At 60.1% G+C, this 17,315-nt stretch carries 11 protein-coding genes and 1 CRISPR repeat array (1 of these 12 running past the window's edge); of the genes, 3 read left to right on the top strand and 8 right to left on the bottom strand.

The genetic code is table 11. The features are described from left to right. A CRISPR array of direct repeats spans window positions 1-1,846; the repeat unit is 36 nt; unit sequence GCTTCAATGAGGCCGTGATCCGAAGATCACGGAAGG (it extends 1,019 nt beyond the left edge of the window). Between the two features lie 178 nt (window positions 1,847-2,024). The 6 genes from cas1 to ACR9Y2_RS34565 form a co-directional block, all read right to left on the bottom strand. After that, window positions 2,025-2,894, bottom strand: coding sequence for a CRISPR-associated endonuclease Cas1 (gene cas1 / locus ACR9Y2_RS34540; protein ID WP_435046462.1), 870 nt, complete (start codon window positions 2,892-2,894; stop codon window positions 2,025-2,027). Window positions 2,895-2,933: 39 nt separating this feature from the next. After that, window positions 2,934-4,538: a type I-G CRISPR-associated protein Csb2 gene (gene csb2 / locus ACR9Y2_RS34545; RefSeq protein ID WP_435046463.1), complete on the bottom strand. Its 1,605-nt coding sequence runs from the start codon at window positions 4,536-4,538 to the stop codon at window positions 2,934-2,936. A gap of 8 nt (window positions 4,539-4,546) precedes the next feature. After that, window positions 4,547-5,572 (bottom strand): type I-G CRISPR-associated RAMP protein Csb1/Cas7g, encoded by a 1,026-nt coding sequence (gene cas7g, locus ACR9Y2_RS34550; RefSeq protein WP_435046464.1) that lies wholly within the window; start codon window positions 5,570-5,572, stop codon window positions 4,547-4,549. After that, window positions 5,565-7,994, bottom strand: coding sequence for a type I-G CRISPR-associated protein Cas8g1/Csx17 (gene cas8g1, locus ACR9Y2_RS34555; RefSeq protein ID WP_435046465.1), 2,430 nt, complete (start codon window positions 7,992-7,994; stop codon window positions 5,565-5,567). Before cas8g1 ends, cas7g begins: the two co-directional genes overlap by 8 nt. After that, complete coding sequence (cas3g, locus tag ACR9Y2_RS34560; RefSeq protein WP_435046466.1) at window positions 7,991-10,648, bottom strand: type I-G CRISPR-associated helicase/endonuclease Cas3g; 2,658 nt, start codon at window positions 10,646-10,648, stop codon at window positions 7,991-7,993. Before cas3g ends, cas8g1 begins: the two co-directional genes overlap by 4 nt. Before the next feature lie 520 nt (window positions 10,649-11,168). Then, window positions 11,169-11,375 carry a hypothetical protein gene (locus tag ACR9Y2_RS34565; RefSeq protein ID WP_435046467.1) on the bottom strand — a complete coding sequence of 69 codons (207 nt, stop codon included), beginning with the start codon at window positions 11,373-11,375 and terminating at the stop codon, window positions 11,169-11,171. A 218-nt stretch (window positions 11,376-11,593) separates the two neighbouring features. On the opposite strand from ACR9Y2_RS34565, the gene ACR9Y2_RS34570 reads away from it, so the two are divergent. Beyond that, window positions 11,594-11,992 carry a hypothetical protein gene (locus tag ACR9Y2_RS34570; protein WP_435046468.1) on the top strand — a complete coding sequence of 133 codons (399 nt, stop codon included), beginning with the start codon at window positions 11,594-11,596 and terminating at the stop codon, window positions 11,990-11,992. A 12-nt stretch (window positions 11,993-12,004) separates the two neighbouring features. Next, window positions 12,005-12,634, top strand: coding sequence for an NAD(P)-dependent oxidoreductase (locus ACR9Y2_RS34575; protein ID WP_435046469.1), 630 nt, complete (start codon window positions 12,005-12,007; stop codon window positions 12,632-12,634). Between the two features lie 141 nt (window positions 12,635-12,775). Here ACR9Y2_RS34575 and ACR9Y2_RS34580 read toward each other — a convergent pair whose 3' ends face one another. Continuing rightward, on the bottom strand, window positions 12,776-13,597 hold the full coding sequence (locus tag ACR9Y2_RS34580; RefSeq protein ID WP_435046470.1) for an anti-sigma factor family protein: 822 nt from the start codon (window positions 13,595-13,597) through the stop codon (window positions 12,776-12,778). Window positions 13,598-13,712: 115 nt separating this feature from the next. Further along, a complete protein-coding gene (locus ACR9Y2_RS34585; protein ID WP_435046471.1) occupies window positions 13,713-14,264 on the bottom strand; it encodes an RNA polymerase sigma factor in 552 nt (183 codons plus the stop codon). Window positions 14,265-14,563: 299 nt separating this feature from the next. Between ACR9Y2_RS34585 and ACR9Y2_RS34590 the strand changes: the two genes are divergently transcribed. Beyond that, window positions 14,564-17,311 carry a TonB-dependent receptor gene (locus ACR9Y2_RS34590; RefSeq protein ID WP_435046472.1) on the top strand — a complete coding sequence of 916 codons (2,748 nt, stop codon included), beginning with the start codon at window positions 14,564-14,566 and terminating at the stop codon, window positions 17,309-17,311. The last annotated feature ends 4 nt before the right edge of the window (window positions 17,312-17,315 follow it).

Here is a 17,315-nt window from a genome sequence, read left to right on the forward strand (position 1 = left end):
AATGAGGCCGTGATCCGGAGATCACGGAAGGGAGAGTTCGGGCGAAGTACGACCCCAGCCGGAACGAGCTTCAATGAGGCCGTGATCCGAAGATCACGGAAGGGGGAGTGAGTTGCCCATTGCGACGTCCAACAGAACGCTTCAATGAGGCCGTGATCCGAAGATCACGGAAGGTCCGGAAGGAAAAGGAAGACGACGCGCGGGCCCGGCTGCTTCAATGAGGCCGTGATCCGAAGATCACGGAAGGCCTTCGTCTCGAACTCGTACAGGCTCTTCAACTCAAGGGCTTCAATGAGGCCGTGATCCGAAGATCACGGAAGGAAAGTAAAAACACGCAAGGTCTCGGGATCAGAATTTCGCTTCAATGAGGCCGTGATCCGAAGATCACGGAAGGACACCGAGGGTGTGCTGATGCTCAAACACGTCAGCGAGCTTCAATGAGGCCGTGATCCGAAGATCACGGAAGGCGCGCCGTCAAGGCACAGAATATGCGCGACGTGCGGCTTCAATGAGGCCGTGATCCGAAGATCACGGAAGGCTTTCACTGAGGCGACGCACCAAAAAACAGCAACAAGCTTCAATGAGGCCGTGATCCGAAGATCACGGAAGGATCTGGAAAGTGGTTCCGTTGTAGATCAGTTCAACGCTTCAATGAGGCCGTGATCCGAAGATCACGGAAGGGCTTGCTGAAGCGGATGGCCAGCGGTGCTGCGACATGCTTCAATGAGGCCGTGATCCGAAGATCACGGAAGGGAATTGTTGCGCGGTAGAGGACCTACATTCTCGACCGGCTTCAATGAGGCCGTGATCCGAAGATCACGGAAGGACGGGAACGAGGATCGATTCATCAATTGGAACGTAGCGCTTCAATGAGGCCGTGATCCGAAGATCACGGAAGGGTGGCCGAGCCGAATGGCCGGATCCGCCCATACCTCGCTTCAATGAGGCCGTGATCCGAAGATCACGGAAGGGTGGTTACCGTGGACATAGCCCAAAGCCCGTTGTAGCTTCAATGAGGCCGTGATCCGAAGATCACGGAAGGGGAGTGTTCCGCCTGCGGTGCCGATCTATCCATCAGGGCTTCAATGAGGCCGTGATCCGAAGATCACGGAAGGAGCAGGTATCAAGCCCTGCCGCCAGCAAGATTTTGAGCTTCAATGAGGCCGTGATCCGAAGATCACGGAAGGGCCTTGCGTTCTTCCTTCGCCTTTGACCGAACGAACGCGCTTCAATGAGGCCGTGATCCGAAGATCACGGAAGGGTAGAGACTCTTCTGTCAGTAACGAGTAAGCGACTCGCTTCAATGAGGCCGTGATCCGAAGATCACGGAAGGAAACTGCCCGTGTTTCCTTGGCACGACTCCATTGTGGCTTCAATGAGGCCGTGATCCGAAGATCACGGAAGGGATCAAGCGCAATCCCAATGCCGCCCAGGTGAAGCTAGCTTCAATGAGGCCGTGATCCGAAGATCACGGAAGGACCCTGGGCCCGATCGCGCATCACTCGCGCAACGATCACGCTTCAATGAGGCCGTGATCCGAAGATCACGGAAGGGAGCTGATTCTGCCTTGGCTCGCTGATCGCGAGCGAGCTTCAATGAGGCCGTGATCCGAAGATCACGGAAGGCGAGTTCTGGCGCCGCTGCGCGTTCCAGCCAGGGCTGCTTCAATGAGGCCGTGATCCGAAGATCACGGAAGGAAGACGGGTTCTGAGCTTGAGAAAACCACTCAATCAGCGCTTCAATGAGGCCGTGATCCGAAGATCACGGAAGGCCGCCCGAACCTGCACCCAGCCCCAAGCGTAAGCGCATCGCTTCAATGAGGCCGTGATCCGAAGATCACGGAAGGAGTACTGTCAAATTCTATCTTGTTTTCAATGAGCTGGGCGGTGCTTTGCGAGCGGTCCGCTCTTCTGGGTGAGGAGAGCGGGTTTCCGTAGACTCAGCACTGGGCTAAATTACGTGGAATCAGATTCTTAAGAGGTCGCGAGCGGCTCCTGGGGTCTGAAATGCACTGGACCGCTCGATTATCTTGTCACGAAGACTGGGTAGTCGGCAATCTCGCCGTCGAGCACTCGGGCGAGGAGCCGGGTTTGGATCTCCAGGAGCCTGCGGTAACTGACGCGGTAGTCGAATAGAGGATGGGTGACCATGGTGTCCATTCTGGCTTCATAGGCTCGGAAGAACGATTTGCGGCCTTCGGGTGTCAGGGCGACGCTTTGTCCGGCGCGGACGAAGTCGTTGGCGGTGATCATGCCGGTGTTGATGGCGGAGAGGACGGCGGAGTCGACGATCAGGGGGCGGAAGGGCTCCATGAGATCGAGGGCCAGGGCCGGGCGACCGAAGCGGGGCTGGTGGTAGAAGCCGACGAAGGGGTCGAAGCCGACTGCGTAGGCGGCGATGGTGAGGTCCTTGGCGAGGACGCTGTAGCCGAGGGAGAGCAGGGCGTTGACGGGATCGCGCGGCGGGCGGCGATTGCGGCCTTCGAAGTCGAAGGGGAAGGGATCGCGGTTCGCTTTGATCATGCCGGAGAGGGCTCCGAAGTAGAGGCGGGCGGCATTGCCTTCGAGGCCGAGGAGTTCGGCGAGGGACTCGGCTTCTTCGGCGCGATCGATCATGGACTTCATGGCGCGCAGGGTTTCGGGCGGCGGTTCCTCGTGATTGCGAAGGAGCATGGTGCGCTGGTTGCGGGCTTTGCCGGCGACGAGGCGGCGGGCGAGTTTGAGGGTGAACCATGAAGGATCGACTTGTCCTCCGTGTCCACGTGGAAGCGGATGGCGCCTTCCTGCGAGGAGATTGCGGCGGGTACTCAACAGTTGACCACGCTCGCTTTGGAGGCTCCGCTGGGTGGCGAGCTCCAGGCGGTAATGCAGCCGCAGTTGTTTCCTGCTTCGCAATGCGAGGTTGACAGCTCGCCTTCGACCCCAAGTGAGTGCTCATTGTTCATTGATTGAAAGGAAAAGCCCCAATCCAAAGTGAGATCCGTAGCCTATGGTTAATGGGCCGCGGATTGGTTGGGAGAAGGTTAGCTTGAGAGCGTACCCCACATCCAACGGTGGTGGAACCCCTCCCCTCCGGCGACTTCGGACATAGTGACGCAGCGCGAGACTCTCCGGAGTTCTGGGCAACGGGCTGATCTCTTCCACCATCGGCAAACCGCGCGAGGACAATTCAGCATTGATCTGTCCTCCCAGTGTATTCGCGCCACTTCGTTTCAAAAACCTTGGTGGAACGAAAGGGGTAGCACTTATCCAAGTGCGCGCACCGTCCGGCGGGGCCAAAAAGGCAGTGATGTATCTATCTAGAGGGGCGGGCAAGTCGCGCAGGAGGTCGAGGCCACCGAAGCCGGCTAAGGCAAGCTGGATTGTGCCTGCACCTCCTTTGGTCCACGTACGCTTAAGACGTCGAACAGCTTCCTGTGCCTCAGCCCCAAACCCCATCGGCGCGTGAAGAACGATGTGATCCAGATGTCCATCGGCGTCACAATCAATGGGGAGGACATGGAGATGGCCATGCCTTCCCTTAAGGGGTGATCCGTCCTCGTCACGGCCCGTCAATTCAGGACAATGGATCCGCTGGCCCCTAGCGGCGGAACTGATTATCGCCTGATGGAGCAACTCGGCTTGCTGCAGTGTCCGGTGGCGTGCCGGCAAGGAGGAGCAATTCCCGCTTGGTGTGGTCATGGAGAGGACCATGGTTGTGACTGGCGTAGCAGGCGCCGCTTTTGTCGCAGAAGTTGTCACCAACTCAATTGCGCTTTGCGAGCGCCAGTAGATCACTCGCTGAGATCCTGGAGGCTGAGCCCACCGGTGCAATTTCCACCAAGCCGTATCCTTCGTAAAACAATCCACTAGATCCAGGGGATAGGCTAGGTGTTCCGGCTGAAGATCGCCAGCTACTTTCTTAGAAGGCCTTTTGCTCGTTCCTGGGAGCTGAGCTGCTACTCGATTCACCTCAGCATTTCGCCATTCCGCGTACCGCCCTGGCAGCAGCGGAGCCAGGAGTGCGATTTGCTCCCAGCCGGCACCGAGAACATCCCCTGCCCGGTGAGGGAACGCATTGAAATGCACTGCAGGAATCAAGTTATCGGGAATGAGGTTTGCGTCGACCCAGCTTTCGCTGCGGCCCAGGTAATTTAGACATCCTGCTAAGTCATGGAGGAGTCCTGCTTCCTCTTCCGCTAGTGGGCACGGCCAATGAACTGTCACTTCTCCGTTTCCTATGTCAAGCCATGTATCGAAAACAAGCGTTGTCAATTCGCGCCCGTTTTCGATTCTTCCAACGGGCATGAAGTGGCGGGTGTGAGCCGCGTTGACGGGCGGGAGGCAATAGGTGGGCAACACGCACGCTAGTTTTTCGATTAGGCGTCTCCCAACAGGAGGAACCTCCTTCCAGTGTTGAGTTGCAAAACCTACGGCGATCAGCGCGCGCAGAAGCCTCCAGGGGCTGGGCGGCCACTCGATATGACCTTCATTGACGTGGTGCTCAAAGGGAGTGGCGTGGTACCGCCCTCCCGGGAATCTGAGAAGGAGCGCCGGCATTTCTGCTCCTAGTCGAGATCCGAATCCGGATCGTCCGGCTCATTGTCAGGTTCTTCGATGTCAAGCCCTGCGCGTTTTCCTTTCCTGAGTTCATCCTCGAAGGCAACAGTCGAATGGGTCATCGAGGCGCGACATTTCCCGATGGCCGATATTACCGCTTCAATGAGGACTGGCAACTCGGGAAGCTGGAATTCGACCGGCCGGATGACCATGGGGCGGTCTGTGCGAACCTCAAGGTCACAGGCAGTTCGCAGACGCAGCTCACTGTCGAGTAGTCTCCGAATACGATGGAGCGCGAGTAGAATGAGCAAGTTTGTCTCGTCAAGATTGAGACCGTATCCACGAATTTGGGCCAAATCGAGGTTGAAAAAACAGTCGATCTGGTCAGCAACGAATTCGTCTCTGGAGAAGGGGACATTTCCAAATCCGCTCTTCGTGTCCCCAGAGGGATTGACATGATCATTTTTTACGCCACCAGAGGGTGCGGCGCTGACTCCGGAGGCCTCAATAAAGGAAGAAAGAGATCTGGCTACCCTCAGGCGACCACCGGCTAAGTCCTTCTTGGCAAGAAAGGCACCGTGGATGAGGCACCCAACATCATACTTGAAGAGAACCTGGGCCAAACGCTTCCGGTCGATTGGACCGGCTGAAAGCCCTCCGAGGTCAGATTTCAGAGCTTCGAAAAATTTCCGATCCTTTCCCTCAAGGAAATAGGGGCTGTTGATCCGATGAGCCTCAAGCATTGAATCTGTAAGGAAACGTCCAGCTCGTGTGGCAGTGATATGGCTAATGCCCTCCAGTTCGGCAACTGGAGAGTTGAGAGTTGAGTCCCAACATGCTGCTTCAAGCCTGTTTGCCATGCTCTGAGAGCTTTCAACGAGTAGCTTGAGCCCCTGCCGGGTCTGGTAGGTTGCGGCGCCGAGGCTCGGAAAACCCGTGGGCTGAAACCTATCGCCTTGCACGGGCTGGAGAGCGACAGAGAAGAGGACACGGGGGGCTTGCGTCAGAGGTAGCAGGCAAGAATAGTCAGACATTGGGCGATCCTTTCAAGGCGGGGTCAAGTTCGGTGCTCGCTTGGCGGGCGGTGTGTCTGTCAATTGGGAACGCAAGTGCTGCGGCCCACAGCCGGGAGGTCTGAGGGCTCATTACCGCTGCTTGTAACGGCACACGGATGCGTGCCGCACGAAGGCGATCCAGAGCGATCCTGACGGCTCCGGTACCATCTCCCGCCAGCAATCTGTACAGTAGGCCGGGCTCAGTCGGGATGTCTACCACCGAATAGAGCGGCCAGGGGAGACAGGACAACCTCAGAGCGAGCCAGGATTCTAGAGGGCGGTCGGCTGAGGATATGTTAGGTGGTGTTGAGATCTCTCCGATGCGGTCCCAAGAGAGAGCCATGAAGGCCCGAGCGAGGCTGACCACCACATTCAGATCAACCTCGCCTCTGAGTAGTAAGGCCAGATCGGGTAGTCTGGCTGCGTAACCGACAGGGGAAACGATGGCGAGGTGGCGGCTGCCTTGAGTGGCGGCCTCAATGATTCTGCGCTTCACGAGCGAGCTGCAATCCACTAAGGGGTCGAACCCGGGTGCAACCACGCGTGCGTCGTTGGCGAGTTTGCCGCCAGATAGCCGAAATCGTCGGGCACCGGTCTCCAGTGCGAGCCAATGGTGCCGCACAGGATCGTGCGGCCGTCCCAATCTGGAGTAGGAGCCGGCAGCACTGCCAAGCGCGAGTGCCAGCCTAATTGTGGCATCGCCTCCACACGCCGAGATCCAATGCGGTGCAAGTGGAGGAATCGGGCCAACCTCGATTGCAGTCCCAGTGGATTGCAGCCGCTCGATATTAACGGCAGCCAACAGAACGGCTTGCCAACGTTGGGTTGAATCGTCATGTGTTAGTGCGGCCATTACCGCATTTGCGAGTTGCCGCTCTCGGTGTATTAGGCTCGCCGGCGCAGTCTTGCTACGTGTGAGACGTCTCAGCCTATCCAGCCAGGGTGAAAGATCATCAACGAGGTGGCCTCTTGTTGATGGTCGTACCTCGACGAATCCTAGCGGAACAGCAAGGGTCGACTGCCCGTTCCTTTCCAAATAACCGAAGCGGGTAAAGGCTGAGATGCCGCGGGCGACACCAAGCCGCCCAACTGCGCGAGCCGCGTCGATTGGATAGGCTGCGGTTTGGCGGTTCAATTGGACCCGTCCATCTCCGAACAGGGCGACAATATCGTCAAGAGCGGCCGGCCTAGACCAAAGGGGCATCCATTGCTCCCCTCGCTGGGCGTTCTCATCTCCGGGGGAAAGGTTGCCTACCGAGTGGGAACGTACAACAAAAGGGGCGGCAGCGTGGCTGAACGAGATCTGATCGAGGCGACGTGTGATTCTTGGGCTGAGAAGAATAGTGCCCTCCATCATTAGCACGAAGTCCCAAGGGTTAACGAGACTTTCTCCAATTGCTCCTGTAGTTGCGTTCGCGCCCCCAGCGGCCCCAGGGTGAAACTGCCCAATCGCTGAATTGCCAAGTTCACGCGTGGGATCCGACCACAGAGCGTTTGAGAGAAGCTCACGAGAATTTGGTCTTGGTCTACCGGTCGGCGAGAGGATTTCGAATAACTCACCAAGCCGCTGCATGAAGTTGTTGGTGAAGTCGAGGTTTCCATCATTTCCCCCTGTCCCAAGCAAGGATGGCCAGACTTGACCCCCTTCATCGTCGAGCACAACAGCCGCCGACAACCAATCCGAATGGGGGCCGCGCCATGTCCTGTAGCAATCGGCGATGAGAGTGGCCTTCAGTGACTTGTAGCGGCGTTCCGCAGTAGAGAGCAGGCGTTTGTATCCCGATGAGGCCTTAATCCGATCGGCTTCGGCTTTAGATGGTGGCTTGGATGTATGGGCAACTAGTTGCTCCACCACTGAGAGATCGGACTCAGTCGCCTCCCGTTGAGGTGATCCGGCAGCTTGTGCGGTTGACAGTTGCTCCCGGAGGAACTGAACAGTGGAGGAGTAGATCTCGCTTCCCTTCAGTACCTCCCGCTGTTGATCGGACTGAAATGCCCTATTTGTCTTGGTTCGGGCTTTAAGCGAGCGGATCACCGCATCGGCATTCGACGTTGCATCGAGGATTGTGCGCGCCTGCGCAATTCCACGTCGAAATACTGCGAATCGGTCCGCAGTGGAGTGCTCAAGAGGGGTGAGCCCAGGATCGCCGGGCTTGTAGAATCCGCAACCCTTGTTCCATGGCGACAGCAGGGGAGTGGGTTCGTACTGCGTGAGGAAGCAGTCCTCCAATTGATCCCTGTCAAGTTTGGTTAGAAGGTTGAATTGCCGATCCTGCCACCAGCCGCGCGCGTTCGGGTCGAAGCCCTGTCTGACGAGCAAACGGAGAATCCCCAGAGACTTCAAATAGCTTGCCAGTGGAATAGGAGAGCAGCCACTGAGGACATGAATGTAGAGACTCACTTTCGGACCTCGCCTGGGATGACGGGATCCTCAGTGCTCCTTCTGGATGCGCGAACATCGGCGGCGCGAAATAGTGCTTCCAGATAGGCGAGCCCCGATGGGCCGTAGGAATGGAGCAGACTGATGGTGCGCTCCCTCCAACTGGAGCCCGTACGAGTGGAAAGTCCCAGTGCAGCAGGTTCCAGTGTAAGTGTCATCGGCTCGATGGGTGGTAACCCTGGCCGGATCAGAATCGAAGGCAAAGTGTCGGATTCACGCACTCCACGAATTGGTAGGCCTCGTCCGTCACGGTCAACGTAGGACTGGTCGAGGGGTGCGGAATGAAGGGCGATCCGGACTTTGCCGTGGTGGCTGGCTATCAAATATGCGACTAAATTGAACTCTTCCGCAGAGCACTCTACTACTTGCCGGACTGCGTTGTGCGAAATAGTTGTCGATGTCGGTACCGCTGGATTTAGCCCGATCAGCGTAAACGCCTCGGTCCAGGGGCCCAGGAGGGCCGGGTGTCCTGGATCATAGGTCTCGAGGAGGGAGAACAGGCCGAGCGCGCTCGCTAGCTCGTGACGAAGTGCTGGACGAGTTTCGCTATCGTTGAGAAATCTGTAGGTCCCCCTCGGACGCAGCCATGCATCATTCGGTGCCTTTGCCAGGTCTTCTCGCGCTGGACGATCAGATGCACGCATCGCTCCTTGGAATGCCGGGTGCGCCTTGCCCCAGTCATGCCAAGTGCCAGCCACTGCCAAGATTTCTGTCAGCCTTTCCGGCAATGAAAGAGAATTCCCGATGGCAAGCACTTCATCGACAACCTCGTGGCTGTGAGAAGCGATGCACTTCCATCGGCTGATGCTGAGGGCCTCTCCATCCTGCTGATTGTCGGCTGACTCGAGAGCTATATGCTCTGTCGAAACCGGAGGGATTGGGGCGGGAGGTACGGCCTGGCGAGATTGAGGATCGAAGCCATGAGTTGTGGAATAACCTCCACTTTCCGCCGCAACACATACTATTCTCCCCGGTAACAAACTCGAGCGCGTTGGCTCAATCCAGGTTCCGTCTATCCAGTCCCACACCCATGCCCGGATCCCGGGGCGCAGATGGGGTTTTCGTTTGGTCTTTGTCTCGTCTCCGCAAAGCCAATTGCGAGCCTTAAGGAAGGGCACGGCGCAGAGTTCGTTTCGGAAGGGGCGACGGTCGTTAGGGGGGGCTTCCAGGTTGTCGACTTCGAGCCAGAATACCTGCAAGTCCCGTTCCTCACCTGAACGGATGAAGCGGCTTATGTCGAGATCCGCGCCAGTCAGGTCTGGTGTGGTATCGAATAGCTCGTCGAAGTCGCGACGAAGCAGCAAGTGGTCCGGCGAATAAGGATATAACCGCGCACGGATTTGGATCGTCAAGGAATCCTCAAAGGATTCAAGGCTTGAGACACTGACATCATCGAGTGAAGCGATTGCCTCAATTGATGCCTCAAGGTCCGCCGGCATATATGGTGCAGCTTCGCCGGGCGCAGTACCTCGGTTGACCACTGTCACCTGCCCAAATCCGCCATATCGCGCACAACGTCCGAACCGTTGGACCAAGCTCGACCATGGCGCCAGTTCGGTGAATAAGCTCCCCGCCGATATGTCGACGCCAGCCTCAACAACTTGAGTTGAGACAATGATTAGGTCTGAGGTCGGGTTACATGCCTCGCGCGTGAGGAATTGCTGGCGCCACCTCCTGCGCTCCGCGGCACGAAATCGGCTGTGCACGAGCTCCAATTGCTGAGTTCGGCCTGCCTGCTTGAGTGCGTCATAGACTGCGATCGCACGATCCACTGTGTTGCAGACCACCAGTGAGATTTTGCCAAGACCTCCGAGTTGAATGTTGTTGTGGCCATTCAAGATTAGCCGCGCAAATAGTGCAGAATCAGAGGCGTCGACCGTTTTGGTCGAAAGTGGTTTGCGAGTTGTCCACAATGAGCCAAGTCTTTCCTCCGGCTCGACCCGACAAGGATCTTCAATCCATCCAGTGTGGAATGGGACCGTGTCGGTTGTCGTCAGCCACTCCGGCTGTACTGTTGCGCTCATCCACCAAGTGAAAGTAGATCGGATCTGCTTTTCATGGTCCTGCTCACGAAATGCCTGCAGTTGGGCCGAGGTTGCCAGTCCAACATCCATCAATTGGACCTCGTCCATTATCCAGAGGGCGTCCTGATTGAAGAGGCCGAACTCGACTGGCCAGCGCGCCCTGCCACTCGCAAAGCCCCGATTCAGAGCACGGGAGAGAAGCATATCCTGTGTTCCAACGATGATGGCAGGACGCTCCGGGTACAAGAACCACTCACCAGAGTCTTGACCACCCATAAGCGTGAAGACCTCAGGCCGCATTTCTGCCGGTATTCTGGCAGCCAATTCCCTCGCAACGTGCTCGGTTTGTTCAACCAGGGTTCGCATTGGAAGGCACCAGATCAGTCGACGTGGCCAATTGCGATCTGCCTTGCAGATCCGATGATAACTCCAGGCGGCCAAGACGCCTTCTGTCTTGCCGAGTCCGGTTGGCACCCGAACGATCTGACTCCGGCACGACTCAAGGGCAAGTAGCTTCCGCTGCCAGTCATGCGGGGATGTGTGGCCGGTTATTTTCTGGAACCACTGTTTGATCGGAGGCAATTGCGACATGTGAGGATTTGATGGCCGCTATTTCAAGGTATGGACAGAGCTAGACGGTAAAGCGCACCAAGTGCGCCTGGATGACAAAAGAGATCGTTGCAGCAGCTGTAGCGTAGTCAAGGTTCTCGATTGGATATCATACTTGAATTTGCGCCTGTCGTGTGAATGGTGCGAATTATATGCCGGTGTTTCAATCGAAACGGTCACGAAACGCGGCGAAGGAATGTTTCACTCCGTAGATTGATTGATTCGCGGGAGGCATTTTCTGTGGTGCCTTGTGCTGAGCAAGGTGCATGGACTCAGGCCGTCGGCCGTGATCCGGAGATCCCATGTAAGTCTCCTTGTGACTCGGTGCGGTGATTGCCGGCCTGGCTTGCGGGGCGATGAACGTTCCTGCGTAGTCCTGCCGAGGCTGCCGTGGCGGGACTGAAGTCCCTCGCAGGCTAAAGCCCACCCCACATCGGCTTGGCGGTGGCGGGCCTGCTCCTTTTTTATTCCCGTGCGGCGGAGGGGCGATTGGCGGGCGGGCTCACTCCCAGGGGCTATCTTTGACGAAGCGGGTGTGGGCGGGGAGGGGGGGCCTGGCGTGGGAGTGTTTCTGGTAGGCGGCGATCCAGTTGGTGGAGATTTCGTGCTGGGCGGTGAGGAGGTCGAGTTGGCCTTCGCAGACCAGGGTCCGGAGATGGGCTTCCAGTGCGTCTTTCACGCGACCGGCGGAATGGTTGACGCCAGACATCGCGAGTTTGAGCGCATAGGAAACTGGTCGCGGATCAGACCGCCAAAGATAACTTCAGGCGCGGGCGATCGTCCCGACCGGGGCGACGGAGATCGGCGCCTGAACAAGGCGAGCCAGAAGGCGGATTCCGCACGGGATTGATACCTCGGCCTCTGAAAAGACCCGGTGAAGCGGAGGTGTTTCGTGATCCAATCTAGGTCATGCCTGAAACGCGTTCCTTGCGCCCGCTTGCAAAGGCCGCCATTTCGCTGGAGATCTTTCTGAGCCTGGGCGCGCTTGCGGGCGGCGGCGCCCTGATGCTTGGGCCACGGGGCGAGATCATCCCACTGCCGCTGTCGGCGCTGCAGGGCTCGCCGTTTGCCACTTACTTCGTGCCAGGAGTGATTCTGTTCACCATCCTTGGGCTGGGACCGCTGGCGGCGGCCTGGTTGGCGTGGCGCCGAAATCCTCGGGCGCCCGATGCCACATTCAGCATCGGTGTGGCGCTGCTGATCTGGTTGGCCGTCGAGGTCGCGATCATTGGTTACAGTAGCGACCCACCGCTGCAGCCGTTCTATCTGCTGCTGGGCGCCGTGATGGCCGGGGTGGGACTGGCTTGGCGAGTTCGGCAGCAATAGCGGGGTGACGTCATGAGAGTACTCATTCTAGGGGCAACGGGCAGCATCGGCCGGCATCTGGTGCCGCAGGCTCTCGCATTGGGCGATGAGGTGACCGCGCTGGTCCGGGATCCTTCCCAACTCGAAGCCAGGCACGAACGCCTGCGTGCGATGCCAGGGGACGCCTTGGACCCGGTGGCCGTGGCCGCCGCCGTGCTTGGGCAAGACGCGGTCGTATTCTCGCTCGGCCGGCGGAGTCATCGCGCGCCGACGACGATGTTCTCCGACGCAACCCGGATCCTGATTCACGCGATGATTACACACGGCGTGCGGCGCCTGGTCTGCGTCACTGGAATCGGGGCCGGCGACAGCAGAGGCCACGGCGGCTTCCTGTACGACAGGATCGTATTCCCATGGATCACCAGGGAGACTTACGTTGATAAAGACCGGCAGGAAGCGTTGATCCGGGCTAGCTCCCTGGACTGGATTATTGTGCGCCCAGCGTCCTTCACGAATGGTCCGCAGCGTGGGCATTTGCGGGCCTTGACCAACTTGGAGGGCGTCACGATCCGTTCCATCTCCCGAGCCGACGCGGCGGCCTTCGTACTGGCGCAATTGCGCAGCGACACGTACATTCACCAAGCACCCCTGGTGGGCTACTGATCCCAGGTGGCCGGCGCCGGACACTCCGCCGGTGCTGCGCGAGGACTCCGGCGGCTTTGCGGCGACGCGGAGTGATGCTCGCGGCTGGCGGGGCAGCGGCCGCGGCGCGGGCGGTCGAGGGTGGCTTTCGAAAGCCGCGGCTTATTCCCAGGGGCTGTCTTTGACGAAGCGGGTGTGGGCGGGGAGGGGCTTTCTGGCGTGGAAGTGTTTCTGGTAGGCGGCGATCCAGTTGGTGGAGATTTCGTGCTGGGCGGTGGGGAGGTCGAGTTGGCCTTCGCAGACGAGGGTCCGGAGATGGGCTTCCAGGGCGTCTTTCACGCGGGAGGTCCAGACGCCCTGGTCGTAGGGGACTGGCCACAGGTTGCTGAGTTCGCTGGCGCCTCCGAGGGACGGGCTGATCAGGTAGTCGACTTCGTAGGTTCGGGGTCTGGGGTTGTGGATGCGGTATTCCGCGAAGACCAGACGGGCGAGGTGGGCGGGGACGAGGCGGCCTTCGTCTTCGGTGGGGGCTCCGCAGACCTGCTGCCGGGAGAGGGTGTGGGCTGCTCCGGGGGTGAGGCGGCCATCGGGTAGCGGGCCGGCGGCTTCCACCTTGTTGGCGCTCAGCCAGAGGAGCAGGGCGAGCGGGGTGATGAGGAGCGCGAGGGCGCCGGCCAGGAAGGAGGGGGTGGGGCGGGTCCAGGTCCAGCGCCACCAGGATTGAGGAGTGGAGGGCGGCGTTTCGAGGCGAAGGCTGGCGCGGAGTTTGGCGGCGGGTCCTTCTATTGGTGGGATGGGCAGGGGCTGGGCCGAGCGGTGGAGGTCCATGTAGCCGGCTATGGATTGCTCGAGACGGGTGCGGCGGGCGCGGCAGTCCCAACAGTGGAGCAGGTGGCTGTGGACCTGGGCGGCTCGGGGTGCGTCGAGTTCGCCGTCCATGGCCAGCAGGAGTTCCTCTTCGGAGATGTGGGCTTCCGGTGTCATGCTGCGGTCCTGGCTGATGGGCGGGGTTTGCCCGGGTTGATTCGCGGCTGCTCCTGCTGGGATATTCCGTTGGCGCCGTTTCTGTTCATGGTTTTTTCCAGGGATGGATTGCCGGCTAGCGTTGCGCGGCTCGGGCTAGTTTGTCCAGGGCGCGGCTGAGGGCTTGCGCTACCGAGCCTAGGGAGATGTTGAGGGCCTGGGCGATGTCGCGGTAGCGGAGACCTTCGGCGCGGAGGTAGAGACATTGGCGGTCGAGTTCGGGGAGAGCGGCGATGACGGATTGGATGGCGCGCTGCTGCTGGTTGCGGAGGGCCTGTTGTTCCGGGGTGGCGGAGGGGTCGGCGAGGGTGGTGTAATCCGGGTCGACGGCGGTGGTTGCGGTGCGCTGGAGGCGTTTGAGGGCGAGGTTGCGGGCTACGCGGAAGATCCAGCCGTGGAGGTTGTCGCGGGGTTTCTCTTCTAAGAGATGACGGTAGAGGGCCAGGAAGGTCTCCTGGATGACGTCTTCGCCTTCGCTGAGCGGGAGGCCCAGGGTGTAGAGGTAGCGCAGGAGCGGGGTGCGGAGTTCGGTGAAGAAGCGGACGACTTCGTCGTGGGTGGGGTTGGGCGGTTCCTGGTCCCGGGCGGAGACGATGCGGGCCAGTTGGGTCCAGGAGAAGTCTGACATGGTTGGTGGGCTCGGTGGGTTTGGGGTTGATTGTAGCAAGTGGGGTGGTGGGGGAGGGCTCGGGTGGACTCGGCTGGGCTCGGGGGCCCCGGTTGCTGGCGGGCGGGGTTGGTGGCCCTTCCTTGCGGATGGTTGGGGGCTTGCGGTGACTCCCCCGCTCCTTGACAGTCGCGGCTCAATGTGTCGGTTCGCGGCGCGGTTTGTTGCGGCTCGGTTTGTCGCGGCGCTATTTGTTGGTTCGCGGCTTTGTGGCGGTGAAAAAGGCTGAACAGGTTGGGGGCTTTCCGGATATTTGTCATATGGCTTTGTTCTGGCGGCGTTCGTTGCGCCTTATTGTTCTCACCTTGTTGACCTCGTTGCCCTCGCTGCTGGGGCAGGGGGCGGCTGGTTCGATTCAGGTGGACGTGCAGGACGCGTCTGGTGCGGCCGTGCAGGCTCATGGATTCGTGGAGGGCGTGGCTTCGGGCTTGCGACGGAGTTTTCAATGCGACCGTGGGGGCCTGGGGACGGTTTCCGGACTGGCTGCGGGCCGGTACCGGCTGCGGGTGGCCCGGGACGGATTTGCGACCTATACAGAGACGCTGGAGGTTGCGGCTGGCGGGCTGGTGAAACGGACGGTGCGCCTGGAGATTGGGGCTTCGTCGTATGCCGTTGCGGTGGTGAGCGCGACTCCGCTGGCCGGATTGGAACGGCTGCTGGAGGAGATTCCGGCTCCGGTGAAGGCGGCCACGGATCGGGATATCGAGGCGAGCGGGGCTTTGGATGTGGCGGACTTCCTGAACCGGCGGCTGGCCAATGTCTATGTGAATGAGATGCAGGGCAACCCGCTGCAGCCGGATGTGAATTACCGCGGGTATACGGCCTCGCCGCTGTTGGGGACTCCGCAGGGTGTGTCGGTGTATCTGGATGGCGTGCGGATGAACCAGCCTTTTGGCGATGTGGTGAGTTGGGATCTGATTCCGCGGGTGGCGGTGGCGGAGATGGCAATGATTGCGGGGTCGGATCCACTGTTCGGGCTGAATACGCTGGGGGGCGCCTTGTCGCTGCGAACGAAGGATGGGGTCAGTCATCCGGGCACTGCGCTGCAAGTGAGCGGAGGCAGTTTCGGGCGGAAGATGGCGGAGTTGGAGCATGGCGGATCGACGACGCAGGGGCTGCATTGGTATGTGGCGAGCAGCCTGTTTTTCGAAGACGGGTGGCGTGTGACTTCGCCTTCGAATGCGCGGCAGTTTCTGGGGAAGGTGGGGTGGCAGCGGGCGCGCACTTCGCTTGGGCTGACGGCGGCCTATGCGAACAATTCGCTGACGGGGAACGGGCTGCAGGAGTTGCGGCTGCTGGAACGGGATTACGGGAGCGTGTATACGAAGCCGGACCGGACGGCGAACCGGTCACCGTTCATCAACCTGCAATTGCGGCACAATTTTTCGAATACGGTGACCTTTTCTGGGAATACCTATTTCCGGTACATCCGGACGCGGACGTTGAACGGGGACATCAACGAAGATTCGCTGGACCAGTCGATCTACCAGCCGGGTGCGGCGGAGCGGGCGGCGTTGACCGCGGCGGGGTATACGGGTTTCCCGACATCCGGCGCGACGGCGGCCAACACACCGTTTCCTTTCTGGCGGTGTATCGGCAATGTGCTGCTGGGGGATGAGCCGGCGGAGAAGTGCAATGGGCTGATCAACCGGGGCGCTTCGCAGCAGCGCAATTACGGAGTTTCGGGACAGGTGAGCTGGGTGGGGCGCGTTGGCGGGTATGGCAACCAATTGACGGCCGGGGCGGCGTATGACGGGAGCCGGGTGGGGTTTGAGCAGTCGAGTGAGCTGGGGTATCTGGCGGCGGACCGGAGCGTGGTGGGTACGGGGGCTTATGGGGATGGGGTGACGGGTGGCGATGTGGATGGCGCACCTTATGACGTCCGAGTGAACCTGAAGGGGCGAACGCATAGCGCGAGTGTGTATGCCACGGATACGTTGACGGCGGGGCGATTGAATCTCACAGCCTCGGGGCGGTTCAACCGGACGACGATCGAGAACGTGGACCAGATCCGGCCGGCGGCGGGGAGCGGATCGCTGACGGGCCGGCACGAGTTCCGGCGGTTCAATCCGGCGCTGGGCGCGACGTATCGCGCGGCTGGAGCGTTGAGCTTATATGGAGGCTTCACGGAGGGGAGCCGGGCGCCCACGTCGATTGAGCTGGGCTGCGCGGATCCGGAGACGCCTTGCAAGCTGCCGAATGCGATGGCCGGGGATCCGCCGTTGCGGCAAGTGGTGACGAGGACGTGGGAGGCGGGTGTGCGGGGCAGCGGCGAACACGGGCTGCGTTGGAGCGCGGGCTGGTTCCGGGCTACCAATCACGATGACATTCTGTTCGTGGCGTCGCAGCAGACGGGGTTTGGCTATTTCCAGAATTTCGAGACGACGCGGCGGCAGGGCGTGGAGTTGGATGTGAATGCGCGGGCGGGACGCGTGACCTTGGGGGGCGGCTACACTTTGCTGCGGGCGACGTTCGAGAGCAGCGAGACGGTGAACGGCAGCGGGAACAGCAGCAACGACCTGGCGCACACGGTGTCGCGCGGGTTGGAGGGCACGATCGAGATTGGACCCGGTAGCCATATTCCGCTCATCCCGAGCCATCTGGTGAAGGCGTATGCGGATATCCAGGTGACTTCGAAGCTGTTGGCGGATGTGAGTGTGGTGGGCGTGTCGGGGTCGTATGCGCGGGGCAACGAGAACAATGAGCATGAGCCGGACGGGACCTATTACCTGGGTCCGGGGCGGACTCCGGGGTATGGGCTGGTGAACCTGGGAGCGCGGTATAGCCTGCACCGGCGGGTGGAGTTGTTTGCGCAGGTGAACAACCTGTTTGACCGGCGTTACTACACGGGGGCGCAGTTGGGGCCGACGGGTTTTACGGCGGAAGGCAACTTTGTGGCGCGGCCGTTTCCCGTGGCTGGGAATGGAGAGTATCCGGTGCAGCAGTCGACGTTTTATGCGCCGGGGGCTCCGCGGGGGGCGTGGGTGGGATTGCGCTTGAAGTTCTGAGGGG

Origin of the sequence: Paludibaculum fermentans (genome assembly GCF_051172195.1) — a bacterium.
Classification (GTDB): Bacteria; Acidobacteriota; Terriglobia; order Bryobacterales; family Bryobacteraceae; genus Paludibaculum; species Paludibaculum fermentans_A.

Bases quoted from the DNA above. Each gene is read 5' to 3' on its own strand.
- ACR9Y2_RS34585 (WP_435046471.1), bottom strand. From the start codon at position 14,264: ATGTCAGACTTCTCCTGGACCCAACTGGCCCGCATCGTCTCCGCCCGG.
- ACR9Y2_RS34575 (WP_435046469.1), top strand. From the start codon at position 12,005: ATGAGAGTACTCATTCTAGGGGCAACGGGCAGCATCGGCCGGCATCTG.
- ACR9Y2_RS34590 (WP_435046472.1), top strand. From the start codon at position 14,564: ATGGCTTTGTTCTGGCGGCGTTCGTTGCGCCTTATTGTTCTCACCTTG.
- csb2 (WP_435046463.1), bottom strand. From the start codon at position 4,538: ATGCCGGCGCTCCTTCTCAGATTCCCGGGAGGGCGGTACCACGCCACT.
- ACR9Y2_RS34580 (WP_435046470.1), bottom strand. From the start codon at position 13,597: ATGACACCGGAAGCCCACATCTCCGAAGAGGAACTCCTGCTGGCCATG.
- cas3g (WP_435046466.1), bottom strand. From the start codon at position 10,648: ATGTCGCAATTGCCTCCGATCAAACAGTGGTTCCAGAAAATAACCGGC.
- cas7g (WP_435046464.1), bottom strand. From the start codon at position 5,572: ATGTCTGACTATTCTTGCCTGCTACCTCTGACGCAAGCCCCCCGTGTC.
- ACR9Y2_RS34565 (WP_435046467.1), bottom strand. From the start codon at position 11,375: ATGTCTGGCGTCAACCATTCCGCCGGTCGCGTGAAAGACGCACTGGAA.